Source organism: Acinetobacter sp. YH12039 (assembly GCF_013420015.1).
GTDB classification, from domain to species: Bacteria; Pseudomonadota; Gammaproteobacteria; order Pseudomonadales; family Moraxellaceae; genus Acinetobacter; species Acinetobacter amyesii.
The window spans coordinates 22,253-47,129 of sequence record NZ_VOZA01000017.1 but is presented as its reverse complement, the minus strand read 5'-3'; the positions used below and the strand labels follow the sequence as shown (position 1 = coordinate 47,129).

Sequence of the window (24,877 nt, the reverse complement as noted above, 5' to 3'; positions counted from 1 at the left end):
TTAATAAATTACACCATACTGTCTTAACAGTGCATTCCAACTGTCAATATTGGTTACAGGAGGCTCATCAGCCAGAATTCCTTTGAGGGAAAGATCTGTACCTTTTTTCCATTCTGGAGACAGGTCTTTATCGACTAGACGGGCGCGCACACCTTCAACAAAGTCCGCGTGACGAATTTTCCAATCCGAAATTTGGGTTTCTAGCTCAAACACTTCATTCCAAGAATGCACTTGCTTGCCCCACTGCCACAACAACCATGTTAATGCGGCGGTTGCAGGTGAACCTTTTTGTAGATTTTCACTGGCTTGGCGTAACCAATCACTGCGCGCATCACTTAAACCAATAATTGATTCATAGTCATGTTCAAAATTATGCCCACGGCACACACTTTGAATCACATCTAACGAGTTTTGTAATGGCCCCGGCCCCACAGAACGATGCATACTATTTAAAGTGTCATCAATGGCACGAAAATCGCCCGCTGGATAATGATCCCAATCAATATTAATGACAGTTTCAAGTACATTATCACGCTGAGCATCACAAATATGCGTTGCCCAGCCGATACCATAAGCACCAGCTGCGGTCATAATCGAGCCAGTTAACCCAGTAAACAATCCAATGGCACCACGGTCAGCGAGGAAACGCGTCGCACCAACATCTGGATACAAACCGATATTAATCTCAGGCATTGCTAAACGTGAATAAGGTGTCACCAAACGGAAAGGTGCAGCCATAAATAGACCTAAACCACCTCCCATGACATAACCTTCGCCCCAAACCAAAATCGGCTTTGCATAGTTATGCAGCAGCAAATCTAGGGCATATTCTTGTTCAAAGAATTTATTCGCCGTTTCAACTTCATCATTGACCACCAATTGTCGCAATTTGCGTACATCGCCACCTGCACAAAATGCTTTCGGCGTAGTGGAATCTAACCAAATCGCTTTTACTGCATCATCGTGTTGAAAGTCCTGAAAGACTTCAAGCAACGCTGTACAGATAGATTCATCTAATGCATGAAGCGATTTTGGGCGATTCAGGCGAACAATGCGCCAGCCCTTTTTCGCTTCTTCAACAATCAGATCTGGGTGATAATTTTTTGAAACGGGAGAATAAGTCATGCGTCCAGCTGCCAGTCTATTGGCTCAATGCCATTTTGTTTAAGATAATTATTACTTTTTGAGAACACCTTACAACCAAAAAAACCACCGCGGTTTGCAGCCAAAGGTGATGGATGCGCGGCTTTTAGCACCAAGTGCTTATTTTGGTCAATGCGTTGTCCCTTACGCTGTGCATATGCCCCCCATAAAATAAAGACAATATGCTCACGTTGTTCATTTAAAACATCAATCACATGGTCTGTAAAATCTTCCCAGCCACGTTTTTGATGTGAAGTTGGTTGCCCAGCCTCAACAGTCAGTACCGCATTTAAAAGCAAAACACCTTGTTCTGCCCAGCGTGTTAAGTCCCCATGTTTTGACACAGGTACCCCAAGGTCGGTATTTAACTCATGGAAAATATTACGTAAAGAAGGTGGTAATGCAACCCCCTTTTGTACCGAAAAACTCAAGCCATGTGCCTGATTTGGCCCATGATAAGGGTCTTGGCCTAAAATCACCACCTTTACATTCGCCATAGGCGTCGTATTTAAGGCATTAAAAATCAGCGGATTCGGAGGATAAATCACTTTATCCTGTTTCATTTGTTGTATCAGAAAGTCTTTTAACTCATCCATGCGGGGGCTAAGCAGAAACTCACTTAGACCATATTTCCAGCTAGCATCAAGCTGCACTTTAGCGAGTTTTGCTTGTTGCTCTTCTGTTAAAGACATCACTGTTAACCAATCCTAATAAAACCAAATATTTACTTAAATTTTAACTTGTAAATCAACTGCAGGGTTTAAAAATTTTTGACCCTGTTTTAATTTTTCATACATCTGGGTATCGTTCCATTCCGATTGAACCTGTTCGGAAAAGACGATTTGATCTAACTGCAAGAGCCCCATTTGTACATTATCGATATCTTCTAAAAAGCTTTGCGCATAGCCTGTGTCCGTCTCATGTACGATCACAGAATACACTTCAACATCACCCTCACCATTTTGAGTTTTTGTTGATTTTAGAACTTGTTGTGCCAAGTAAAAGAAGATCCGTGAAAACTGTTCTGCTGAAGGCGATACGGGTAGTTCAACCCACCGTGCGCTGAACTGTTTGCAGGCACGAATGTACTCGGCATCATCATGTTGCCAAAAACAAATCGCGTGATCAAAACTATCAAATAAGTCTTTAATTACCCCTTTGAGCAAACCGAAATCGTAAACCATTTGTCCATGGTCAAGTTTCGACGCTTTGAGTAATAATTCGACTTTATAACTGTGTCCATGAATGGAACGTTTGCAACGGTCTGACGTGCAATTACGCACGATATGCGCGTTTTCAAACTTAAATAACTTACGAATTAACATGTGTCGTAATGCAATCAAATAATCTATGGGTTCTTAGAGATTATAATGCAAAAGTCTAACAAGAGGCATTAATTTTGCTGTTCAGCACAATTGGGAAAAGGCATCATGAAAATTTAGCGATATTTAAGACCTAAAATGGTGCCATACTGCGAAAAGCCACATATACATCTTTATCTTTTCGCACTAACTCACTGGTAAATTGACGCTTTCTTTCATTTAAAATAATTTCAATTTGCGCTTTAAAATAGTTCGACTGCACACCCAATTGTGAATTTAAAACTTCCCTATTTTCTGTGCTCACCTGTGCAAATGGCTCCATTGCCCATAAATCATTGATATTTTCGAAATGTTCAAATTTGGCTGCTTTTTGTTGCAAAGCTTGTTCAACTGCATTGACATCTAAACGATCATCCAAGGTCGCTAACAAAAATGCAGGAGCGGTATTAATGTTTACCGTTGTTTCATGCGAAGGTAAGCTACTCACATAAGGCGCAATTAGTTTATATTGAGCACCGTCAAAACCACGGACTGATTTCAGCTCTTCCACACTATGGAATTTTGCATTTGGCGGTAGTGCCGCATTATTTAAACCACGATAATACGCCAGCTCTGCTCCCATTGGGCCAGAGGTCTCATCATCTTCATCTTGCCAGTCAATCACGGCTTGACTTAATTCTGCGGGTAAACCAACACGCTGCAATATTTTCTCAAACCATAATTTTGCTTTGTCATTTACCACACCCTCTTCTGAAACCAAACTATTGAGGTTAAATTTTCCAGATTCGTCTTGCAGCACACCTGCAACAGTTCCACCTTCCACTGGAAAGGCGGGCATAGGCTGAGCCCAATTTTCTTGGAGGTGATCCACCTGCCCTGCATTTTCGGCATCATTTACTAAAAGTTCAGCAAAAAATGCTTCGGCACTTTTCGCATATAACAACGACTGATTTTGGCGCATCACATAAGCGGTATTTTCAGAAGTATGGGCTTGTTGTTTTGCGATACCTGCTGCAACTATGGTTGCCAAAGCTACCATCATCAGGATAGTTAACAAAGCGATACCACGTTGCTGTTTCATACGCAACTCCGAACTTCAAATGACTCTACTACCTGACCGCTAACCATTCTTATTTTTATCCAATAAAAAATCAGTATTTAACAAACTGAATAACCATTCGTAGTTTGTCCCATCCACTGTGAGCTGCATCCTGATACCCCGCGGTAACAGTTGAATGGTTTTTTCATTATTCAAATCAGCGGCAGCATCTGGCCAATTCTCTAACTCATTTGGATTGAGTACCGTGATTTTATATTGTTCAACATTATCCAGTAAAACACTCGAATCTGGCTGATCATGCCCCGTTTGGTTGAGATTTTTAAATTTTAGCCGATACAATTTTTTTTCATCAGCTTTGTATTGATATTCCACTCGCTCGTCAGGTGCAATGCCCTGATTTAATGGATCAGTGACACCTGTCTTACTGAAATTAAATCGGCCATTTTGCAATACTAACGCTGGTTGAATATCTCCATTAATATTGGCAGTTAAGGGCACAGCTTGTACTGTGTCTCTGAGAATTTGCTGATGGGCATCTTGCAACTGACTAAGCCTTGCCTCATGGGTTGCGTTTCGTTCCTTCACTTTCGAGACATAATCAAAAACCTTCCAACCCAAAGCAGACAGCACTGCGAAAATAGCAATCGCAACCAAAAGTTCAACTAAGGTAAATCCTGCTTGATTCTTCATTCCTTGCTGCACAAGCACAGGCATATCTTGAGATGTACGTTTTTTTCTAGTTATTATTTTCATCCAACGGAGCCTTATAGTTAAAGAACACTAAACTACTAATCCCTGCTTCTACATCCCCAGTTTCAGCATTCATCAAACTCACTTGGATATCAATCCGTTGTACATTTGGACTAATGGTGGCTTGGGCTTTTTTGTCAATTTGCCATTGTTCGCCTTGTTCAGTGACTTGTTTAGATGCAGTACCTGTCATCCATTCACGATTGATTTCCATCTTAGCGATTTCATTCAGCGCGACAAATTGTGCTTTATTTCTTAAAATTGCGTGTGCTGTCGACTGTGTATACTGCATCGCAACATTAGACAAAGCCATTGCCGCAGTCGCAAAAATCGCCAATGCCACCATGACTTCAAGTAGCGTAAACCCTTTAGCCCGCATTGACTTTCCCTAAATGATCAATTTCGATTTCATTGCCAATGGGACGTTCTTCAAAATAAAACTGTATACGCACAGGCTTCACTTCCCCATTACCTAACCAAATCAACTTGGGTGCATTGGTATTTAACAAATCATCATTATTGGCATTTTCATACTGCTGGTCTAAAGGCTGAATCGTAAAAGAGACATTTTCAGGTAATACTCGGATTTCAAAGTTTTTATAGTTTTGCCATTTATTGTTCTGATTTAAAATACTATTTTCTACACGTTTTTGTTCTGGTAAATATTCTTGTACCGCATAGCTTTGCGTGTTGACATCCGTTCCAGCTTTTTGCTGTAAGGCCAATATCAAAGCTTGATCATTTGCATCACGTAATATTCGTTTCAGATCCATTACAAACACTTCGCGTGCTTGCATGGCTTTGCGTTGATCTGTTCCACCGATATTCAAAAGCACCAATGAGGCCATGATGCCCATAATCACAATCACCACCATCAATTCTACGAGGGTGAAGCCACGAACCAATGATGGTGATGCTATTTTCATAAGCAGCCTTTAAGCGAATTGAGCAACCGCATGCACTTGTTTTGGTAAGGCCAAGGCTTGATCAATATAAGCAACCCGCAAGGTGTCTCTTGAACCCAAATAACGCTGATAAAAACTAGAGTTCAAAATTGCTGCAGCACCATGTGTAAGTGACCAAATCGAAGCAAGATAATCACGTACTGGCATGCTACTTTGAATCGACTCCAAGTAACGCTCAGTCATACGAATGATCAATCGTAGGCGTTGTTTGCGCACTTGATATAGTTCACTAAACAAGTGCTGAATACCCACACCCGTTGTCGATAAACGCTCTTCAATTTGGTGAAACAACACTGTACGTTCTGGGTGATGTAAGTGATGCAACATAAAGAAAGCAAGGTGTTCAGGAAAAGCTTTATCGGTGTCTTTAATCATTTCCAATAACATGCGTTCATTACGAATAATGAGCAACATATATAGTTCATCTTTACTTTGAAAATGTTTATATAACGTCCCTTTTGCCAAGTCGAGTTCTGCCGCTAGCGCATCTAGTGTCATCCCTGCTTCGCCATTTTCCAATAGCAGCTGCTCTGCCACTTGGAAAATTAATGCCTCTCTTGCTCTAAACTGAGCTTGACGATCCATCTTCACCCTATACTCTCTTACTCTTATATCAATTCAAATTATTTACTTAAGATTGAGGAGATTTTCAAAGTTTTGCATTGTAATGAAAGCCATCTCTTCAATTGACTTATCATATACATCACTTAAGGCTTTGGCTACATAAGGAACGTATTTTGGTTCATTAGACTTTCCTCTATAGGGCATCGGTGCAAGGTATGGGCTATCTGTTTCAATCAGCACGCGATCCAGTGGCACTTGCTTGGCCACATCACGCAAATCTTGTGCATTTTTAAAAGAAACAATGCCTGAAAATGACACGTAATAACCACAATCTAAGACAGCTTTTGCCGTTTCCCAATCTTCAGTAAAACAATGCAAAATACCGTGAGTAGATTTCTCTGCACGGATAATATCCACCGTATCATGCTTTGCAGAACGAGTATGTACAACCACCGGTTTTTTCACGGCTTGCGATGCGCGAATATGGCGGGCAAAACATTCTTTTTGCTCTGCAACAAAGTCGGTACTATGAAAATAGTCCAGCCCTGTTTCACCAATCGCCCAAACCTTTTCAGGTTGTGCTAATTCAATGAGATATTCTTCTGTTGCCCGAGCCATCGTTGCAGGATCTTCACATGGGTGTACCCCAACGGAATAACCCACATCGGCATGACGTGAAGCAATTTTTGAAAGTTCGATATGGTCATCTAGATCAACCGAGATACTCATAAATTTTGAGACCCCGGCTTGACGAGCCTGATCCAATGCAAGATCTAAATTACCCTCATAAGGGCTTAAGTCAAGCATGGTTAAATGGCAATGGGTATCTACAAACACAATATGTACCTACAAGTCTTCACTGTTGTAACTACATAGTGTAACTTCTACGCCCCTCAGATTTAAGCCCTGCAAGTAAACGTTCTGCTTCTGTTTTGAAATAAACGCCTTTTTCGCCGCTTAATTGAATTCCAAAGCCTTGTGGTTTAATGCCATTTTGCTTTTGCGAAATCCAAATCACTTTTCCTGTCAAAGGAATTTTTATACTTTGTTCAGGCAAAGTCGCCAATAAGAAAACCTCATCACCCATTTTCACAGCTTGCTTTGATGGTACAAATAAACCGCCACCAACGACATAAGGCATGTAGCTCGCAAAAAGTGTTTCCACATCTGGAATATTAGCGTGAACGATCCCGCCCATACGTGGTTGCATGATGTTTCCCCTTAATTAAACATTCATCAGTTTGATGCAAAGCTCATCTACGACCAGATTCCCCTGTACGTTCTGCTCGATGAACCGCTTAGACTGCTGTAATTCTGTATAAATCCCAAAGAGTGTTTCGAGCGAATATTGCTCTGCCAACACCCCAAAATCCAAATCTATATTTTTTATGGATTGATTTAGCTTGACACAAATTATATCGGACAACAAGTATTCAAACATTTGACTAAAATCACTAAAACTCAGAGCTTTATTCCACTTGGTCGCAATTGCCATCGGCATATTTTTTTGTGTCACAAGTTTTTGCCAATCTTGTAGAAACTCTTGGCGCATATTTAGCCATTCACTACTTGCCAATGAAATCGCTTGTAATGGCATTTGACTAGCTAAGTTCATGAGAACTTTGCGCTGGGTTTCACCACTATCGGGCAAATGCTGCTGTAAATATTGCTGTGATTGTTCCGGTTCAATACGATCCAATGCATAGTGCTGCATTCGACTGCGAATGGTTGCCGGCAATTTCAAATAATGCTCTGCCAATAACATAATCACAATCCGCTCGCCCGGCTCTTCCAATGTTTTCAGCAATGCATTTGATGATGCAATGTTTAATGCTTCAGCAGGCTCAATCAACACAACTCGCCAACCGTCTACGGTTTGCTGTACAAAAGGCAATAAATCACGAATTTTCTCGATTTTAATTTTGGCGTTTTGCTTTTTATTGTCTTCATCTGTACTGATATGGACAAAATTTGGATTTGTATCTGACTTTAACCACTGGCAACTCCCGCACTCACCACACGGCTCAGTTCGCTCATCACGTTTTTGACACAGCACCCATGCAAGAAATTGTTTTGCAAATGCCTCTTTACCACAGCCTTTTTTGCCATACAAAAGCACGCCATGTCCCAATTGTGGAAAACGGCTGGTTAATGTATTCCATGTATTTTTCTGCCAAGGGTACACTTGCGCCACAATTTCATTTTGCATAAATCGTTTAACCTTATTCGAAGTTCGAAACATCCATTTGGTTCAAACGATCAAGGTCAGCTTGAGTATCTACGCCCGGTGGAAGGTTCGCTTCTGCCACAGCAATGGCAATACGGTGACCATTTTCCAAAACGCGTAATTGTTCAAGGCTTTCTAATTTTTCCAGCACACCCATATCCCAAGTGACATATTCTTGTAGGAGTTTTACGCGGTATGCATATAGGCCTAAATGACGATAAGCCTGATCATGCAAGGTTTGTTCAGCTTGCTTTGCACCATCACGGTCATAAGGAATAGTCGCACGGCTAAAATACAGCGCTTGATTGTGCTTTGACATCACCACTTTGACGATACTGTCACGTTGAAACTCATCTAGACTATGAATCGGCTCACAGAGCGTCGACATCGAACATGTCGGTTGATCAACAAGTAATTGTGCAACTTGTTTTACCAATTGAGCGGGAAGCAAAGGTTCATCACCTTGCACATTGACAATAATGTCATCACTCGCCCAACCTTTGATGCATGCAACTTCACTTAAACGATCTGTCCCTGATGGATGCTCTGCAGAGGTCAGTACCACATCAACCCCTTCTGCACGACACACTGCTGCAATACGTTCATCATCTGTAGCGACACAAAGATCATCGAATCCTGCAACTTTTTTGGCTTGATCGACCACACGTAAAATCATCGGACGACCATGAATTTCAAGTAAAGGCTTACCCGGTAAACGTGAACTTGAAAAACGTGCAGGAATAACAATATGTTTCATAAATTAAATGCCTTCGGGAAGTTTCAGACCCAGTTTTTTCAACTGCGCATGCAAAGTTTCATAACACGCAGGTGACAACACTGCATCTACAGGAACAACCCATATTTCTCTTTTAAAATCTGGATTATTTTTGAGGATCGCTAAAATTTTAACTGCATCTTTTTCAGTGGTAATGATGGGATTGGCATCTTCAAATTGCAAATCACTCAGTTCATATTCATAATGATCTGGGAATTCATGACATTGAAATTGATGAATCCCCATGTTTTCTAGGGTTTTATAAAATCGTTGCGGAAAACCGATACCCACTACGGCATAAAAATCTTTATTTGCATCAAATGTCGTCACAAGATCTTTATTGAGCAAATAAGGCTGCGCCGCTTCTAGGTGCATATTCAGTGGAGAACTTGGATCTGCTGAATGCTCAATGACCGTTCCACTGGCAAGGCGCTTTTTCGGTTCACGCAAATAACCTTCAGGTAATAATTTTTCATTGCCTAAACCACGGTTATTATCCAGTACGATCCACTCCAACTGGCGTTGAAGCGCCCAATGCTGCAAACCATCATCACAGATAATCAAATCCAATTCATGCTTAGATAGCAGCAACTCAATACTTTGTTGGCGATTTGGACCGACCGCCATCGGCACACCTGTAGACTGAACGATTAAGCTCGGTTCATCACCCACGATTTCAGCCGTCGAATCTAAATCCACATAGGCCGGAAATGGTCCTTGACCACCATAGCCACGACTGATCACACCAACACGCAGCTTTAAGCTATTTAAATAACTAACCAAGTGAATGAGCAAAGGGGTTTTACCACTTCCACCGACTGTGATGTTACCAATGACCATGACTGGAATGGGCGCTTTATAGCTTTGCTTAATACCTGATTGATAGAGTTTTTTATTGAGTAAAAAGCCGCCACGATAAAGCCATGACAAAGGTCTAAACACAACGAGCCACTTTGCCTGTTCATTCCAAGCATCCTGAATCAATTGTGTAAAAGACATGACTTAATTTTCCTCAAAATTACGCTGATGAAGTTGGTAATATGCACCACGTTGTGCCATCAATTCCGTATGCGAACCTTGTTCAATAATACGCCCTTTATCCATCACCACAATACAGTCTGCATTTTCAATGGTCGATAAACGATGCGCAATCACGATCGTAGTACGATCTTGCATCGCAGCGTCAAATGCTTGCTGAATGAAAAATTCAGATTCGTTATCTAGCGCACTGGTCGCTTCATCTAAAATTAAGATCGGTGCATTTTTCAAAATCGCACGAGCAATTGCAATCCGTTGACGTTGTCCACCAGATAGATTTAAACCTTGGGCACCCAATGGTGTGTCATAACCTTGCGGTAAGTCCATAATAAAATCATGTGCAAATGCAGCTTTGGCAGCAGCAATGACTTGTTCATCTGTTGCATGCTCGAGCTGACCATAAGCAATATTTTCACGCACAGTACGGTTAAACAAAACCACTTGCTGATTGACCATCGAAATCTGAGTACGCAAGCTATTGAGCTCTATGTCGTGAATATCATGCTGATCAAGCAACAATTGGCCTGAGGATACCTCTTGGTAACGCACCAACAGATTGACCAGTGAGGTTTTACCTGCACCTGAACGCCCAACCAATGCAACAGTTTGCCCTGCATTCACTTTTAAATTGAAGTCATGAATCGCATGGTGACCATCGGCATAGATCAAATTAACATTTTTAAATTCGACATCACCTTTCAAAGCAGGCTTCAGCGTGCCGTTATTTACTTCTTCAGGCATATCAAGCAATTCAAAAACTGAATAAGCTGCTGCCATGCCTCGTTGTAGTTTTTCATTGACATCCGTTAAGGTTTTAATCGGCTTACTCAGCATACCTGCGGCAGTGATATACGCTACAAACTCACCCGCTGTTGTATCTTGTAAAATCTCAGGGCGTAGCGCGATATACATCACGATACTGAGCGCGATCGACATAATCAGCTGAACAATTGGGCTATTGAGTTGCTGCACCACAACCATTTTTAAGCCGCGGCGTAAGTTCTCCATTGAGCTTTCATAAAAACGTTTTTGTTCATAATCTTGCCCTGCAAAGCCCTTCACTACCAAGTTGCCTTGTACTGTCTCTTGCACCACATGGTTAACGTCACCCATGGTACTTTGTACTTGCATGGATAATTTACGCATGCGTTTCGACGCTTTCCGAATGATCAGCCCAATAATTGGGCCAAAAATTAAAATACATAGAGTTAAACGCCAGTTGGTATAGAGCAAATAACCCAATAATGCGATGGTAATCAGACCCTGTTGTACAATCGTTTTCAGTGACTCAGATGATGCTGCCGTCAACTGTTCAACGTTATACATAATTTTTGCAGTGATATGACCGCTCGAATTATCTAAATAATATTGCGAAGGCAAACGCATGAGTTTTGCGAACACTTGCTGACGAATATTAAAGATTAAGTTTCGAGAAATCACTGCGGTAAAATATCCCCCCATGAACAAACCGAGTCCACGGAAGAACATCAATAAAACCACCAAGAGTGGAAATAAGGTTGTAAAGCTTTGATCTTTGTTTTGAATGGCTTCAATAATGCGTTCCAATAATTTTGCGACAGAAACTTCTGTCGCAGCATTAATACCGAAACCAAGCAAAACCAGCAGGCCGATTCCCCAAAAAGGTTTTAAATAACTTAATAGGCGTAAATAGACCTTAAAATCGTGCTTCACTAATAACCTCGAGTTGGAACTTTGGTACTGATGTTGATATTCACAAATCCAAGTTGACCTGCAACATCCATCACCCGAATCACATCTTGATGTGTTGCTTTTGCATCTGCGGCAATCACAAACATTAAATCACGACGATCATTGGCTGTCTGTTTAATTGCAGTATTCAAATCAGAGACTTCTTTACTGGCCAATGACTGACCATTGACAGAATAATGGCCTGATGAATCCACCACAACTTCAATTTTTTGATCATAGTTTTTAGGTGGAACACCTTGTGCATCTGGCAAAGTGAGGTTCATTCGACTCATCTGATTAAAGGTAGTCGAGAGCAACAAGAACACCAAAATGAACATCAAACAGTCAATCATCGGTGTGAGGTTGATATGAATATCTTCAACCTGACGACGTTTAAATTTCATGCGCAGTCTCCACTCAGCTGGCTTTCTGAATGTCCTGACTTTCTACTTCAGGTGTTTTTTTATAAAACAAAGCGGCATGAAACAATGTCGACTGCTGTTCTAACTCAGCCACATATTCCTGAACCAAACGTTGGAAATAGCGATGCGCAAATAATGCAGGCACAGCAATTAACATACCGGCAGCAGTGGTAATCAAGGCTTTAGAAATACCCGGCATCATCAACACTGGATCACTATTGGTACCAATATCAATTATTAAGAATGCTTCAATAATACCGATCACCGTACCCAACAAACCTAGTAACGGTGCAACAGCGCTTAAGGTGCCCAAAAAGTTGATATTTTTTTCTAAATAACCAATTTCTTGTGACGCTGTGACTTCCATTTGCGCACGTGCATATTGCTCGTTTTGATCTTTACTGGCAAAACCTGCATCCAAGACACGACCCAATGTACTTTGCTGTAAAGTTGGACTTTGCTTTAGCTGCTGCACCACATCTTTCACTGATGTGTTCACATTCATCATCAAGTCTTTTGGCAACACCATTGATTTTTTTAAACGAATAAAACGCTCAATGGTAATGGCTACCGTAAAGATCGAACAAATGACGAGCGGGATCATTAACCACCCGCCCGCTTTGACTAATTCCCACATTTGATTTTCCCCAATAAATCGAATTTAAAAATTATTCAGCTAGACAAATATTTAAAATGCCATCTAGCTCTTCAAGAGTATGGTAGCTAATCACCAGCTTGCCTTTCCCTTGTTTATTATGATCAATTTTCACATCTGCACTGAAACGATCAGAGAGACGTTGTGTCAGTTGCTGAATGTCTGATGAAACACTTGGTTTAGCTTTTTGTTGTTTTGGTGCATTCAAATCACGAACAAATTGTTCGGTTTGACGTACAGACATACTTTTTTCAATCACCATTTCAGCAACTTTAAGCTGATCTTTGGCTTTTAACGTCAAGATCGCACGTGCATGCCCCATATCGAGCAAACCTTGCTGCATAAAGTCTTTGACTTGATCCGCTAAAGACAAGAGGCGTAGCAAGTTACTAATCGTGGTACGTGCTTTACCGACCGTATCGGCAATCTCTTGATGACTTAAACCGAACTCGTCATGGAAGCGTTGTAAAGCCATGGCTTGATCGATTGGGTTCAAATCTTGACGTTGAATGTTTTCAATCAATGCCAAGGCAATTGCCACTTGGTCACTCAAGTCACGAACAATGGCTGGAACTTCGGTTAAACCTGCAAGCTGAGCCGCACGCCAACGACGCTCACCTGCAATAATTTCGTAGGGATGCTTTTCATCTTCTACAGGACGAATCACGATTGGCTGCATGACGCCATGCTTTTCAATCGATGCAGCAAGTTCTTGTAAATCTTGTTCTTTAATGAAACGACGCGGTTGATACTCACCACGTTTCAATAAATGCGCATCAATTTGTTTTAACTGTCCATGATCTAAAGCTTTTGCTTCGAGCTGTAGTTTTTCTTTTTGGATTGAGCCGAGTAAGGCATCCAGACCACGACCTTTAGCCAGTCCGCGTTTTTTTACGGTCATGCTTTAGTTCCTTTTTTTACTTTGGTTTTTTTCAACATCTCAGCTGCCAAGTTCAAATAAGCAACTGCACCCTTCGAGCTTTTTTCAAAATAAATCACTGGTAAACCGTGCGCAGGCGCTTCAGCCAAACGAATATTACGCGGAATGACCGTGTCATAAAGTTTCTGACCGAAGTATTGTTCAAGCTCAGCAGACACATCACGTGTTAAGGCATTACGCGCATCGTACATGGTACGAAGCACACCCACGATCTCTAGATCTGGGTTTAAAGCTTGCTGAATACGGTCAATGGTTTGGGTTAGGTCAGCCAAACCTTCTAGGGCATAATATTCACACTGCATTGGAATCAGCACAGCACGTACCGCTGCAAGTGCATTGACAGTGATCAAACTTAAACTTGGTGCACAATCGACAATAATATAGTCGAAGTCTTTTTCGACGCTTGCCAATGCTTCACGTAAAATAAACTCACGACCGTCTTGATCTGCAATTGCAAGCTCAACGCCAGCTAAGTCACGGTTTGCACCTAAAACCTTATAGCCCACTTCCGCTTTATAAATAGCGGTTTCAATCGGCACTTCGCCGAGTAAGACATCTGTGACTGAATACAGCAAATCATTTTTTTGAATGCCCGAACCCATCGTGGCATTGCCTTGTGAATCCATGTCCACAAGTAAAACTCGTTTTTTTAATATGGCTAAAGATGCAGCCAAGTTCACAGCCGTTGTGGTTTTACCTACGCCACCCTTTTGGTTTGCAATCGCAATAATTTGAGCCATGGTAACCCCAGTCCTTTGAAAATTTTAAATACGTTTAAGAAAAATTAAATGACGCTGCTCATCAAGTCGTGGAACTTGTAATGCAACGATATCAATCTTGAAATCACTTTTCAGTGTTTCAACTTCTTCTTCAGGAATTAAGCCTTTCATCGACGCAATAATACTTTGCTCATGCATATACGGTTTAGAGGCATCCACAAAATCCGTTAATGATGCAAAAGCACGACTGGTAATCACATCAAACTGACCCAGTTCATGAATGCTGTCTTCATTTTCGACACGTGTTTGTACCGCAATGACATTTTTTAGTTTTAAGTCAGCAATAAATTGTTTTAAGAATCGAATTTTTTTACCGTTGGCATCTAAAAGCACACATTCACGTTCAGGCTGACACAGTGCAATGATCATGCCCGGCATGCCACCACCCGTACCGATATCCAATAAACGACCTACAGGCAAATCATTTAGGATACTTAAGCTATCCAATAAATGCTTAACCAACATTTCTTTAGGATCACGAATAGCGGTTAAGTTATATGCTTTGTTCCACAGCACTAGGGCATCTTGGTATTTCAGCAATAGATTTAATGCTTCTTCACTCAAATCTAAGCCAAGCTTTTGACTACCTTGCTTTAAGTCTTGAAAAAAAGGATGCATAAAGAAGACATCTCAATAAAAATTAACTGAAGTATACCGATTTCTAAGCCGTGGAACAGTAGCTAACGCTTAGCGAATATGCACTTAATCGTACATGCCTTGGCGAATCTGTAGATCTAGATCACTTAAACGCTCAGGTGTGCCAACATCAACCCATGCAGTTTGCATTTTCTCTGCAGAAATTTTTCCATCCAACATAGCTTCTTTCAATAAAGGTGCGAGCGGACGCTTGCCCGCTTCCAATCCATCAAACATATTTGGATGAATGACCGCGATCCCACTATAGGTGAGTGCCTCGCCTGCATGTTCTTGCTCAAAGGTATAACTACGCCCTGCATCCAAGATAAAATCACCCTTTGGATGTTGCGTTGGATTAGTCACATAAACCAAGTGTGCCAAATCATCTTTTAGCTCAACATTGAGCAAGGCTGAAAAATCGTAAGTCGTCCAAACGTCACCATTGACTAAAATAAACGGTTCTGTCCCAAGCAAAGGTAAAGCATTAATAATGCCACCAGCTGTTTCCAAACCTTCCGCTTCACGTGTCCAACGAATATCTACACCAAACTGCGAACCATCACCTAAAGTACCAATCAGGATATCTGCAAGCCATGCAGAATTGATGATGATTTCAGTGACACCTATTTTTTTTAGCTTTTCTATATGCCAAACAATCAGTGGTTTTCCACCCACTTCAAGCAAAGGCTTTGGCTTATACAATGTTAAAGGGCGCATCCGATTTCCGAGACCCGCTGCTAAAATCATGGCTTTCATTATGCAACAACCTCATAAGTGCCGTATTTGGCTTCAAATTTCGGCAATACTTTAGCGTGAATAAATTGCATAAAAGGTTGTAATTCTGCATATGGTTTACTTTCTTCAAGTAAATACCACATCACACGCGGCAAATCTTTGAGATAACCTGACTTACCATCACGCTCAAATAAGCGCACAAAAATACCTAAAATTTTGATATGACGTTGAATCGCCATGAGGTCAGCGTCTTGTTTGAATTGCTCAAAGCTACGACCATCTTTAGCCGATGCAGGTAGCAAATCATAGAACGTTTTAAACCATGCATAAACGCGATCTACATTCCACTGCACATAAGCATCACGTGTGATTGAGATTAAGTCATAAGTATCTGCACCAATCACAGCATCTTGGAAGTCAATCACACCCTGATCTTGCTCATCATCAAGTACCATCAAATTACGGCTATGAAAATCACGATGCACAATCACTTGAGGCTGAGCCAATGCAGCATTGGCTAAGATAGCAAAGGTACGTTTAATCAGTGCCGATTCTTCTTCAGTAGGCTGCACTTGTAGAGATGGCAATAACCAATCGGTTAACAGCTCCATTTCAGAAATCAGCTTTTCATAGATATATGCAGGAAAATGAGCAGTACCATCAATTGACTGTAATTGAATCAACTGTTTAAAACTTTGAGCATAATGTGCGTCTACTGTTTGATCATTCAACAACGTGGACAATAAAACATCACCAAAATCTTCTAACAATAAGAAGCCTTGATCGAGGTCTTTGGCCATGATATGTGGTACACGCACGCCATGTGCATCAAAAAATTCATCAATCGACACAAAAGGACCACAATCTTCTTTTTCTGGTGGTGCATCCATGAGCATAAATGTTTTATTATTCAATTTGATTCGTGCATAACGACGGAAGCTTGCATCGCCTGCTAAGAAGTTAATTTCAAATTGATCTGAACCGAGTACAGATGAAATCCATGTTTGTATCAATTGTTCACGTTGTGTATTCATTTGCGATAAATTCTAATACAGGCTGAGTTTTTAAAGTGCTAAGTGTAGCTACTTATCAACTTTTTCTCTATGATGCGACAATAATTAATTGCGATTAAGCATACCTGGTTAATGAGACAAATGAAGCATCAGTTTAAATTTAATCCTTTAGCGACTGCGATCTTAACCCTTCTATGTGGTAGCTCGTTACCAAGCTATGCAGCACCTGTTTCAAACCCGTCCACGGATGACGATACAGAACAACTCAAACAAAGCATTTCAGAAGCTTATCCTGGGCAGCAGTTCTTCGAACAATATTATGTCGATAAGTCTGCACCTGAAGCACAGATTCGCAACACCAATCAATTAAGTTCTGCATTTTGTACTGGCACGTGGATTACCCCTGTTGCGCCAACGACAAAAGCGGTCGCACCTGAAGATGCAACCTCTACCATTACCGCTGACTATGGTCATTTTGACCCGAATGGCGACTCCATTCTTGAAGGTAATGTTCTGATTGACCAAGAAGGTCGTCAAATTCGTGCCGATCAAATCAAAATTGATAAAACCCAAACCTACGCCAATGCTTCTGGCCGCGTGCAAATGGCGCAGTCTGGGCTAATTTCTCAAAGCGATTCAATTGATTACAATTTAAAAACCCAACAAGGTGATTTAAATAACAGTTTCTTTATTGCTGAACAGCAGCATGCGCATGGTCGTGCTGAAAAAATTTCGCGCACTTCAACAGAAACCCTAGAATTAGAAAATGCGGTTTATACCACTTGTCCACCCGATGAAAAACCAACGTGGAAAATTCAAGCAGACAAAATTAAGCTGAATCAAGAAACCGGTCGTGGTGAAACCAAAGGAACGACACTTTATGTAAAAGATGTTCCTGTCATGGCTGTACCCTACTTCAACTTCCCGATTGATGACCGCCGTACCACAGGTATTTTGACCCCAAGCTTTGGTTTTACCAATGACGGTGGTATTGAGCTTGCGGTACCGGTTTATCTGAACCTTGCGCCAAACTATGATGCCACAGTAACGCCGCGTTATATCGCAGACCGTGGTGCAATGATGGAAGGTGAATTCCGTTATTTGACCAAAAACTTTGGTTCAGCTATGGTGTGGGGTGGTTATTTACCATCCGACCAAAAGTATGACGACCAAGATCGTAAAGACTTACATTTTCTCCATAACTGGAAAATTAACGATCAATTCACGACAAATTTAGAATATAACTATGCATCTGATAAAGACTATTTCTCAGATCTCAATAATAATCCAAACTCAAAAACTGACCTAAACTTACGCCGTGCATGGGAACTCAATTATAAAAATGGTATCCCTGGGCTAAAAGCACAGCTCAAAGTTGAAGACTTCCAAACACTGGATAAAACTGTCAGTGATGAAGACCGTCCGTATGCGCGTTTGCCGCAATTCCTACTGAACTACAAGACTGGTAATCCTCTAGGCTTACAGTACGAATTTAACAACGATACGGCTTACTTCAAAAAGAACTTACGTAGCAACGATATTCCAAGCAGCACTGTCGATTCGCCAATGTATGAGCCAAGCGGCGCGCGTATTTATAACGACTTTAGTGTGCGTTATAACTATCGTACCCCATGGTCATTTGTGATTCCTGAAGCAACGATTCGTAACGTCAACACCATTTACGATCAAGACACCGTTAATGCACAAAACATTAGTTCATCAAATGAAAGTAAATCGGTCGTTGTACCGCAATTCACTTTAGATGCGGGTCTTGTGATGGAGCGCGAAGGTCGTTATCTACAAACCTTAACGCCTCGCTTCTTCTATGCGTATTCTCCATACAAAAACCAAGACACTAACCCGAACTTTGACTCAACCACAGCGTCAATTAACTATGACCAATTATTTAGCCCGCGTCGCTTCTACGGTAATGACCGTTTAGAAGACAACAACTTCGCATCTCTAGGTTTAAGCTATAGTTTATTTGATGATGTAGGTCTTGAGCGTTTAAAAGCCAGTGTTGGTCAAAGCTTCTATTTTGAAGACCGCCGCGTCACGCTAAACAACGTCTCTGATAAATTTGATACCGAACGCCATACCGGCCCTGTCGTGAGCATTTCTAGCCAGCTATCTGACAGCATCAGTGTCAATGCCAATTCTGCATGGATGGCGAATGGTGATAATGCTCAGCGCGATATTCAAATGTATTACACAGGAAATAAAGGCAATTTATACAATGTCGGTTATTTCTATCGTAAAGACATTCCGAACAGCCAAGACAGCTATGACCAAGCAGTAGCATCGTTTATTCAACCTATTCACAATAACTGGCGTATTATCGGTCATGCACAATATGACCTCGACAACAGTATTGCGCGTGAATATTTACTTGGTGTGAACTACGAGTCATGCTGCTGGGGTGTTTCAGTTTATGGTCGTTCGTACTATAACGATTTAGATGATGTAACATCTTCAGATGTTAAACCAAAACGTGCCATTATGGCGGAGTTCACCCTAAAAGGTTTAGGTGGCTTCAACAATAAATTAACCTCTTTGCTTGAAAACCGAGTGTTGGGTTTTAACAATATTAATCAATCTTGGACAGAACGTTAATGAAGACAAAACAGTTAAAACAAATTTTTAAAGCGTCAGCCTTGGCACTTTGCCTATCGACTTCTGTATCTGTATTTGCTGCTGCGCAACCTAAAGATGAAATTGTAGCTGTCGTTGACAATAGCGTAATTCTTCGTAGTGATCTTGATCAAAGCATTGCCGTGATCACTCACCAACTTCAAGCAAAAAAACAAACCGTCCCACCGACCGAATACTTGCAGCAACAAGCTTTAGAACAGCTAATTACGCGCCAAGCACAGCTTGAACAAGTGAAACGCTATAACGTCAAAGCGGATGAAAAATCACTCAATGAAGCCGTACTTAAAGTTGCGAAAGATGCCGGCTCTCCAAGCTTAGAAGCGTTTCAGCAAAAATTAGATGCTGTTGCACCAAATACCTATGCAGGTTTACGTGCACGTATCGCTGAAGACATCGCGTTACAACGCCTACGCCAACAGTTGGTCACTTCTCGTATTCAAATCAGTGACCAAGATGTGAAAAACTTCTTAAGTTCACCACAAGGCCAAGCAGCACTAGGTAATCAAGTCCACGTCTTACATGTACGCGTTGCTAGCAGTGATAATGCCGTTAAAATCGCTGAAGACATTCGCAAAGAACTGGCAGCAAGTAACGATGTTAAAGCGATTACCAACAAATACAGCACCAAAGACATTAAAGTTGACGGTGCAGATATGGGCTTCCGCAACTTATCTGATATTCCAGATGAACTTGCTGCACGTGTAGCACCTTTGCAAGTCGGTCAAACCACTGAACTAATTTCAGTACGTGATGGCGTTCATGTTTTAAAATTGGTTGACCGTAAAGGTGGCGAACAAAAAGCCATTGTTCCTCAATACCAAACTCGCCATATCCTGATTCAACCATCTGAGGTCGTGAGTCCTGAAAATGCCAAGCAAATGATCGACAACTTGTATAATCGCCTGCAAAAGGGTGAAGATTTTGCGGTCTTGGCTTCAACGTTCTCGAATGACACTGGTTCTGCTGCCAATGGTGGTAGTTTAGGTTGGGTTAGCCCAGGTGTTATGGTTCCAGAATTTGAAGCAATGATGAAATCAACAGCGAAAGGTGAAATCAGCAAGCCTTTTCAGTCACAGTTTGGTTGGCACATCCTTCAAGTGACCGATACACGTCAACAAGATATGACACATGAAGTACAAGAACGTATGGCCCGTCAGATTTTAGGTGAGCGTCAATTTGACACTGAACTGGACAGCTGGTTACGTGAAATTCGCAACAATGCCTATGTTGAAATTAAAGATCCTACTCTAGATCGTAAAAAGAAATAAATGAATAAACAAAAAACCAGCTTCGGCTGGTTTTTTTATGTCGATTCTTATCATCATTCAGCACTTTAGTAATTATTACATACCCTTTGTGAAAACAATCTACTCTTTTATAGGCAAAAAAACCTCCCATTTGGGAGGTTTTTTTAACTCAATTAACGATTGTTGTTTTCGTCGTCTTGAGCATCTTCAAATTTAGTTTCGCCATCAAAACCAGCATTTTGACCGCCGAAGCCACTTTGACCGCCGAAGCCACCTTGACCACCAAAGCCACCTTGACCACCAAAGCCACCTTGACCACCGAAGCCACCTTGACCACCAAAGCCACTTTGACCACCGAAGCCACCTTGACCACCGAAGCCACCTTGACCACCGAAGCCACCTTGTTGACCGCCGCCGAAGCCGCCTTGTTGACCACCGAAGCCAGCAGCGCCTTGAGCACCAGCAGGAGCACCAGCAGGACGTGGGTTACGTGCTGGAACAACAGTTGAAATAGCGTGTTTGTAAACCATTTGGCTTACAGTATTTTTTAATAAAACAACGTATTGGTCGAAAGATTCAATATGACCTTGCAATTTAATACCGTTTACAAGGAAGATCGACACTGGAATACGTTCTTTACGGAGAGAATTTAAGAACGGATCTTGTAAAGTTTGACCTTTAGACATGTTATAACTCCAAAAAATAATAAAAATCAGCGCAAAAGCTACCTTTACTTTTCAATTAAAAATTATCAAAAAGGTAGTCTGTAAATTTTGCTTTATCCGTAGCACTTTCGCAAGTCTTCTTGAGCCTGCTGCGCAGTTAAATATGTAGTAAATTTATGCGTTTCTTGCAAAGATCTTAACCAAGTATATTGACGTTTTGCAAGTTGTCGTGTTGCAAAAAGTGCCTTATCCTCCATTTCACGCTGTTTTTCGCTACTTTGATCACTATTTTTCAAAAAATCTAAAGCTTGACGATATCCAACTGAGCGCATAGAGGGTAAATTTTCATCTAAATCGTATTTTTCAATGAGAGCTTTCACTTCATTTAAAAATCCAATTTCCCACATTATTTTTAGACGTCGAGCTATACGCTCATGTAATTCTAATCGGTCGGGCAATAATGCGTAATTATGAAAATTGTATCGGTATGGTACGTTTTTAGGTTGCTCAGCTTGTAACTGAGTAATGGGTTTACCGGTTAACTTAAAAACTTCGAGCGCACGGATAATTCGTTGCTTATCACTCGGTTTAAATTTTTCACCTGCCAATGGGTCGACATGGCACAATTCTGCATATACAGCATCCCAACCTTGCGACTCAGCTTTGGCTTCAATTTCAGCACGTACAGCATAGTCTGCACTTGGTAAATTTGAAGACAACCCTTCCAATAAAGCCTTGTAATACAACATCGTACCACCGACTAATATCGGTGTTTTACCTCGTGCATGCATATCATCAATCAGCACACAGGCATCTTCCACAAAGTTCGCTGCCGAATACACTTCTAGCGGACTGATAATATCAATCAAATGATGTGGATATTTCTCCAACTCAGCTTTACTCGGCTTGGCCGTACCAATATCCATATCCTGAAAAACCAAAGCAGAATCGACTGAAATTAATTCGAATCCACCTTGCTCGTATAACTCACATGCCAAGGCGGTTTTACCGCTTGCAGTTGGTCCCATTAAGTTGATGACCGGCAATTGATTTGACATGTAAAACTATTCTCCCCGAGCAAAAAGTTTATCTAGCTGTGACAATGGAAACGCACGCCACGTCGGACGTCCATGGTTACATTGACTGGCAAATTCAGTTTGTTCCATCTGACGCAGTAATGCATTCATTTCAGATAGACTTAAAATACGGTGTGCGCGTACAGCGCCGTGACAGGCCATGCCTGCCAATATTTGATCGCGCTTTTGTAGCAACCCTGCAACCTGATCACTTGGGTCTAAATCATTTAATAAATCTGGAATCAACGCATCAAAGTCTGCTTTATGCAAAATGGCAGGAACACCACGAACAATGACTTGCTCATCGCCATATTGGTCTATTTCTAAACCTAGGTGTGCCAATTGTTCTTTGAGCTCATCGACGCGCATCGCTTGCATCCGACTGATACTGACGACTTTAGGAATCAGCAATTGCTGTGATGTCCAAAACTCAGGTTTATCCCAAGCCGTTTTCATTTGTTGTAAAACGATGCGCTCATGCGCAGCATGCATATCAACAATGATTAAACCTTCGGTGTTTTGGGCCAAAATATAAATACCATGCAATTGCGCAATGGCAATCCCCAAAGGATGCTCATCGACTTTCTGCTGAATATGTTCAGCCAAAGAAGTATCAGGATCATTTGTAGACTCAGTTTGACGTAAAGGCGCTAAATAACTTTGCAATGCATTATTGAGCTGTCTGGAACCCCCTATATTTGACTGATATCCGGCGCTATTGTTCGATGCATTTGAATTTTGCTGTGTATACCCTTCTTGCCCTGTTGACGCATGATTTGAAGCATATTGCACAGCAGCCGGCGAACTAAAATCAGTAAGCCCGCCCGCGATCTCTGGACTGACAAAATTTGTGCCTTGCTCTGCAACTGGCTGAGGTTGATGTAATGAAAATTGTTCCTGATGACGCGGCTGCGGAATAATATTTTCGTGTGCCTGCCCATCAAGTTTCATTGCAGATGACAATTCGGCGGTCGCGGTTTGAAATTGCGCTAATGTCGATTTGGCAAAATGGCGGACAAACTCATGTACTTCACGTTGATTTAGAAACCGAATTTCATGCTTGGTCGGATGCACATTCACATCGATATTTTCAGGATCAACTTCCATAAATAACAAATAAGCGGCATGTTGATGTCCATGCAAAATACCATCATAGGCCATGCGAAGTGCATGTGAAACTGTCTTGTCTTTTACGATACGTCCATTCACATAGACATATTGCATATCGGCTTGCGCACGTGCATCTGAAGGATGACCTAACCACCCACTGAGACGCATATTGACGCTATCAGCATCCATCCAGTACGCATTTTCAGTAAATTGACGGCCTAATAATTGTTGTACCCGCTGAAAACGGAGCGCGCCACTGTCTGCAATAGGCAAGTTCAGCTTAATACTATTGTTATGCTCAAGGACAAAACGTATATCAAAATGGGTCAGTGCCAAACGACGGACAATTTCTTCGATATGTCCAAACTCAGTCCCCGGTTTTTTGAGGAACTTACGCCGTGCAGGCACATTAAAAAATAAATCTTGCACACGGATGGTGGTGCCTTGCGTCGCTGCCACAGGCTGAATTTCTTGCGAATCAAATGCGGTGCCATTTACTTCGACCTGATAGCCTACACCGTCATCATTTTGGCTACTGGTCAATGTCAAACGAGACACCGCAGCGATCGAAGCCAAGGCTTCCCCACGAAAACCTAGACTTACAATGGCATGTAAATCTTCAGCAGTTTGGATTTTACTGGTGGCATGGCGCATGACCGCCAAAGGTAAATCTTCAGGGTGGATGCCCCGACCATTGTCTATAATTTCAATCAGTGTACTGCCGCCTTGTTCAATACGAACAATCAGCTCAGTCGCCCCTGCATCAATGGCATTTTCCAGTAATTCTTTGACCACAGAAGCGGGACGTTCAATCACTTCCCCTGCGGCAATTTGGTTGGCTAAGGCAGGATCAAGCGTTCGAATGCGGCGGGCACTGATTTCATTCAGCATGGTTAAATTTTTGCTCCAAAGCGTTTTGCAAAGTTTCTGAAGAAGAGCTTAAAGTCGCTTTACGGGTGGTTTCATCCGCAGACTTTTCAATATTAATAATTAAATCAGCCGCAGGGATTTCGTCGCCCCCTTTAGACGGCCATTCAAATAAAAATAGGGCGTTCTGCGTTTCTAAATAATCACGGATACCCATAAGCTCAAGCTCATAAGGGTCATTCAGACGATATAAATCAAAATGAAAAATATCTTGTCCTTGAATATTGTAAGGTTCAACCAATGTATAGGTTGGACTTTTTACCGCACCTTGATGACCCAAGTGTTGTAAAAAATAACGTGTTAACGTGGTCTTTCCTGCACCCAAGTCACCAATTAAATACGCTACACCCGTCGTAAAATGCGTCGCCAGTACGGTAGCTAAGTTTTGGGTATCGACTTCACTATTAAGTTCCAGACTGAATGAATACTGCATATTACTCACAACATGTACATAAGAATTAAATAT

27 protein-coding genes are annotated in these 24,877 nt (G+C 41.5%); 2 read left to right on the top strand and 25 right to left on the bottom strand.

Annotation, left to right across the window (positions count from 1 at the left end):
- From FTT98_RS09170 to FTT98_RS09070, 21 genes are all read right to left on the bottom strand, one after another.
- Positions 1–1,125: an enoyl-CoA hydratase/isomerase family protein gene (locus FTT98_RS09170; protein WP_180040240.1), complete on the bottom strand. Its 1,125-nt coding sequence runs from the start codon at positions 1,123–1,125 to the stop codon at positions 1–3.
- The gene (gene ung, locus FTT98_RS09165) at positions 1,122–1,835 is read right to left on the bottom strand and encodes a uracil-DNA glycosylase (RefSeq protein WP_180026951.1); all 714 of its coding nucleotides are present in this window, start codon (positions 1,833–1,835) and stop codon (positions 1,122–1,124) included. Before ung ends, FTT98_RS09170 begins: the two co-directional genes overlap by 4 nt.
- A 36-nt stretch (positions 1,836–1,871) precedes the next feature.
- Positions 1,872–2,468, bottom strand: coding sequence for a 6-carboxytetrahydropterin synthase (locus FTT98_RS09160; protein ID WP_180040238.1), 597 nt, complete (start codon positions 2,466–2,468; stop codon positions 1,872–1,874).
- 130 nt (positions 2,469–2,598) lie between these two features.
- Entirely contained in the window at positions 2,599–3,546 is a 948-nt protein-coding gene (gene gspK / locus FTT98_RS09155; protein ID WP_180040236.1) for a type II secretion system minor pseudopilin GspK, read from the bottom strand.
- A 39-nt stretch (positions 3,547–3,585) separates the two neighbouring features.
- On the bottom strand, positions 3,586–4,215 hold the full coding sequence (gspJ, locus tag FTT98_RS09150) for a type II secretion system minor pseudopilin GspJ (RefSeq protein ID WP_111885090.1): 630 nt from the start codon (positions 4,213–4,215) through the stop codon (positions 3,586–3,588).
- Between the two features lie 46 nt (positions 4,216–4,261).
- Complete coding sequence (gene gspI / locus FTT98_RS09145) at positions 4,262–4,654, bottom strand: type II secretion system minor pseudopilin GspI (protein ID WP_078188947.1); 393 nt, start codon at positions 4,652–4,654, stop codon at positions 4,262–4,264.
- Positions 4,644–5,201 (bottom strand): type II secretion system protein, encoded by a 558-nt coding sequence (locus FTT98_RS09140; protein WP_180040234.1) that lies wholly within the window; start codon positions 5,199–5,201, stop codon positions 4,644–4,646. Before FTT98_RS09140 ends, gspI begins: the two co-directional genes overlap by 11 nt.
- Positions 5,202–5,210: 9 nt before the next feature.
- Positions 5,211–5,825, bottom strand: coding sequence for a TetR/AcrR family transcriptional regulator (locus FTT98_RS09135; protein WP_168378896.1), 615 nt, complete (start codon positions 5,823–5,825; stop codon positions 5,211–5,213).
- 42 nt (positions 5,826–5,867) lie between these two features.
- Positions 5,868–6,641: a TatD family hydrolase gene (locus FTT98_RS09130; RefSeq protein WP_180022528.1), complete on the bottom strand. Its 774-nt coding sequence runs from the start codon at positions 6,639–6,641 to the stop codon at positions 5,868–5,870.
- A gap of 31 nt (positions 6,642–6,672) precedes the next feature.
- Complete coding sequence (locus tag FTT98_RS09125) at positions 6,673–7,014, bottom strand: PilZ domain-containing protein (RefSeq protein ID WP_111885061.1); 342 nt, start codon at positions 7,012–7,014, stop codon at positions 6,673–6,675.
- Between the two features lie 15 nt (positions 7,015–7,029).
- Positions 7,030–8,013: a DNA polymerase III subunit delta' gene (locus FTT98_RS09120; protein ID WP_180040232.1), complete on the bottom strand. Its 984-nt coding sequence runs from the start codon at positions 8,011–8,013 to the stop codon at positions 7,030–7,032.
- Positions 8,014–8,026: 13 nt separating this feature from the next.
- Positions 8,027–8,788, bottom strand: a complete 762-nt coding sequence (gene kdsB / locus FTT98_RS09115; protein ID WP_180007338.1) for a 3-deoxy-manno-octulosonate cytidylyltransferase — start codon at positions 8,786–8,788, stop codon at positions 8,027–8,029.
- A 3-nt stretch (positions 8,789–8,791) separates the two neighbouring features.
- Entirely contained in the window at positions 8,792–9,805 is a 1,014-nt protein-coding gene (gene lpxK, locus FTT98_RS09110) for a tetraacyldisaccharide 4'-kinase (protein WP_168378892.1), read from the bottom strand.
- A 3-nt stretch (positions 9,806–9,808) separates the two neighbouring features.
- On the bottom strand, positions 9,809–11,536 hold the full coding sequence (msbA, locus tag FTT98_RS09105; protein ID WP_180007340.1) for a lipid A export permease/ATP-binding protein MsbA: 1,728 nt from the start codon (positions 11,534–11,536) through the stop codon (positions 9,809–9,811).
- A complete protein-coding gene (locus FTT98_RS09100; protein WP_180022523.1) occupies positions 11,536–11,958 on the bottom strand; it encodes a biopolymer transporter ExbD in 423 nt (140 codons plus the stop codon). Before FTT98_RS09100 ends, msbA begins: the two co-directional genes overlap by 1 nt.
- Before the next feature lie 13 nt (positions 11,959–11,971).
- A complete protein-coding gene (locus FTT98_RS09095) occupies positions 11,972–12,613 on the bottom strand; it encodes a MotA/TolQ/ExbB proton channel family protein (RefSeq protein ID WP_180040230.1) in 642 nt (213 codons plus the stop codon).
- Between the two features lie 31 nt (positions 12,614–12,644).
- On the bottom strand, positions 12,645–13,532 hold the full coding sequence (locus tag FTT98_RS09090) for a ParB/RepB/Spo0J family partition protein (protein ID WP_180177302.1): 888 nt from the start codon (positions 13,530–13,532) through the stop codon (positions 12,645–12,647).
- Positions 13,529–14,311, bottom strand: coding sequence for a ParA family protein (locus FTT98_RS09085; protein WP_078188958.1), 783 nt, complete (start codon positions 14,309–14,311; stop codon positions 13,529–13,531). The genes FTT98_RS09090 and FTT98_RS09085 overlap by 4 nt, the downstream gene beginning before the upstream one ends.
- Positions 14,312–14,335: 24 nt before the next feature.
- Positions 14,336–14,968 carry a 16S rRNA (guanine(527)-N(7))-methyltransferase RsmG gene (rsmG, locus tag FTT98_RS09080; protein WP_180040228.1) on the bottom strand — a complete coding sequence of 211 codons (633 nt, stop codon included), beginning with the start codon at positions 14,966–14,968 and terminating at the stop codon, positions 14,336–14,338.
- 84 nt (positions 14,969–15,052) lie between these two features.
- Positions 15,053–15,742, bottom strand: coding sequence for an N-acetylmuramate alpha-1-phosphate uridylyltransferase MurU (gene murU / locus FTT98_RS09075; protein ID WP_180007341.1), 690 nt, complete (start codon positions 15,740–15,742; stop codon positions 15,053–15,055).
- Positions 15,742–16,755, bottom strand: a complete 1,014-nt coding sequence (locus FTT98_RS09070; protein WP_180040226.1) for an aminoglycoside phosphotransferase family protein — start codon at positions 16,753–16,755, stop codon at positions 15,742–15,744. Before FTT98_RS09070 ends, murU begins: the two co-directional genes overlap by 1 nt.
- Positions 16,756–16,875: 120 nt before the next feature.
- On the opposite strand from FTT98_RS09070, the gene FTT98_RS09065 reads away from it, so the two are divergent.
- Positions 16,876–19,347, top strand: coding sequence for an LPS-assembly protein LptD (locus FTT98_RS09065; RefSeq protein WP_180040224.1), 2,472 nt, complete (start codon positions 16,876–16,878; stop codon positions 19,345–19,347).
- Complete coding sequence (locus tag FTT98_RS09060; RefSeq protein ID WP_180177301.1) at positions 19,347–20,654, top strand: peptidylprolyl isomerase; 1,308 nt, start codon at positions 19,347–19,349, stop codon at positions 20,652–20,654. The genes FTT98_RS09065 and FTT98_RS09060 overlap by 1 nt, the downstream gene beginning before the upstream one ends.
- A gap of 152 nt (positions 20,655–20,806) precedes the next feature.
- Here the strand turns inward: FTT98_RS09060 and hfq are convergent, their stop codons facing one another.
- From hfq to tsaE, 4 genes are all read right to left on the bottom strand, one after another.
- Positions 20,807–21,319 carry an RNA chaperone Hfq gene (gene hfq, locus FTT98_RS09055; RefSeq protein WP_180007345.1) on the bottom strand — a complete coding sequence of 171 codons (513 nt, stop codon included), beginning with the start codon at positions 21,317–21,319 and terminating at the stop codon, positions 20,807–20,809.
- 92 nt (positions 21,320–21,411) lie between these two features.
- A complete protein-coding gene (miaA, locus tag FTT98_RS09050; RefSeq protein WP_180163938.1) occupies positions 21,412–22,356 on the bottom strand; it encodes a tRNA (adenosine(37)-N6)-dimethylallyltransferase MiaA in 945 nt (314 codons plus the stop codon).
- Between the two features lie 6 nt (positions 22,357–22,362).
- The gene (mutL, locus tag FTT98_RS09045; protein ID WP_180177300.1) at positions 22,363–24,375 is read right to left on the bottom strand and encodes a DNA mismatch repair endonuclease MutL; all 2,013 of its coding nucleotides are present in this window, start codon (positions 24,373–24,375) and stop codon (positions 22,363–22,365) included.
- Positions 24,365–24,844 carry a tRNA (adenosine(37)-N6)-threonylcarbamoyltransferase complex ATPase subunit type 1 TsaE gene (gene tsaE / locus FTT98_RS09040; protein ID WP_168378879.1) on the bottom strand — a complete coding sequence of 160 codons (480 nt, stop codon included), beginning with the start codon at positions 24,842–24,844 and terminating at the stop codon, positions 24,365–24,367. Before tsaE ends, mutL begins: the two co-directional genes overlap by 11 nt.
- Between the last annotated feature and the right edge of the window lie 33 nt (positions 24,845–24,877).

Bases quoted from the DNA above. Each gene is read 5' to 3' on its own strand.
- FTT98_RS09170 (WP_180040240.1), bottom strand. From the start codon at position 1,125: ATGACTTATTCTCCCGTTTCAAAAAATTATCACCCAGATCTGATTGTT.
- ung (WP_180026951.1), bottom strand. From the start codon at position 1,835: ATGTCTTTAACAGAAGAGCAACAAGCAAAACTCGCTAAAGTGCAGCTT.
- FTT98_RS09160 (WP_180040238.1), bottom strand. From the start codon at position 2,468: ATGTTAATTCGTAAGTTATTTAAGTTTGAAAACGCGCATATCGTGCGT.
- gspK (WP_180040236.1), bottom strand. From the start codon at position 3,546: ATGAAACAGCAACGTGGTATCGCTTTGTTAACTATCCTGATGATGGTA.
- gspJ (WP_111885090.1), bottom strand. From the start codon at position 4,215: ATGAAGAATCAAGCAGGATTTACCTTAGTTGAACTTTTGGTTGCGATT.
- gspI (WP_078188947.1), bottom strand. From the start codon at position 4,654: ATGCGGGCTAAAGGGTTTACGCTACTTGAAGTCATGGTGGCATTGGCG.
- FTT98_RS09140 (WP_180040234.1), bottom strand. From the start codon at position 5,201: ATGAAAATAGCATCACCATCATTGGTTCGTGGCTTCACCCTCGTAGAA.
- FTT98_RS09135 (WP_168378896.1), bottom strand. From the start codon at position 5,825: ATGGATCGTCAAGCTCAGTTTAGAGCAAGAGAGGCATTAATTTTCCAA.
- FTT98_RS09125 (WP_111885061.1), bottom strand. From the start codon at position 7,014: ATGCAACCACGTATGGGCGGGATCGTTCACGCTAATATTCCAGATGTG.
- FTT98_RS09120 (WP_180040232.1), bottom strand. From the start codon at position 8,013: ATGCAAAATGAAATTGTGGCGCAAGTGTACCCTTGGCAGAAAAATACA.
- kdsB (WP_180007338.1), bottom strand. From the start codon at position 8,788: ATGAAACATATTGTTATTCCTGCACGTTTTTCAAGTTCACGTTTACCG.
- lpxK (WP_168378892.1), bottom strand. From the start codon at position 9,805: ATGTCTTTTACACAATTGATTCAGGATGCTTGGAATGAACAGGCAAAG.
- FTT98_RS09100 (WP_180022523.1), bottom strand. From the start codon at position 11,958: ATGAAATTTAAACGTCGTCAGGTTGAAGATATTCATATCAACCTCACA.
- FTT98_RS09095 (WP_180040230.1), bottom strand. From the start codon at position 12,613: ATGTGGGAATTAGTCAAAGCGGGCGGGTGGTTAATGATCCCGCTCGTC.
- FTT98_RS09090 (WP_180177302.1), bottom strand. From the start codon at position 13,532: ATGACCGTAAAAAAACGCGGACTGGCTAAAGGTCGTGGTCTGGATGCC.
- FTT98_RS09085 (WP_078188958.1), bottom strand. From the start codon at position 14,311: ATGGCTCAAATTATTGCGATTGCAAACCAAAAGGGTGGCGTAGGTAAA.
- rsmG (WP_180040228.1), bottom strand. From the start codon at position 14,968: ATGCATCCTTTTTTTCAAGACTTAAAGCAAGGTAGTCAAAAGCTTGGC.
- murU (WP_180007341.1), bottom strand. From the start codon at position 15,742: ATGAAAGCCATGATTTTAGCAGCGGGTCTCGGAAATCGGATGCGCCCT.
- FTT98_RS09070 (WP_180040226.1), bottom strand. From the start codon at position 16,755: ATGAATACACAACGTGAACAATTGATACAAACATGGATTTCATCTGTA.
- FTT98_RS09065 (WP_180040224.1), top strand. From the start codon at position 16,876: ATGAAGCATCAGTTTAAATTTAATCCTTTAGCGACTGCGATCTTAACC.
- FTT98_RS09060 (WP_180177301.1), top strand. From the start codon at position 19,347: ATGAAGACAAAACAGTTAAAACAAATTTTTAAAGCGTCAGCCTTGGCA.
- hfq (WP_180007345.1), bottom strand. From the start codon at position 21,319: ATGTCTAAAGGTCAAACTTTACAAGATCCGTTCTTAAATTCTCTCCGT.
- miaA (WP_180163938.1), bottom strand. From the start codon at position 22,356: ATGTCAAATCAATTGCCGGTCATCAACTTAATGGGACCAACTGCAAGC.
- mutL (WP_180177300.1), bottom strand. From the start codon at position 24,375: ATGCTGAATGAAATCAGTGCCCGCCGCATTCGAACGCTTGATCCTGCC.
- tsaE (WP_168378879.1), bottom strand. From the start codon at position 24,844: ATGCAGTATTCATTCAGTCTGGAACTTAATAGTGAAGTCGATACCCAA.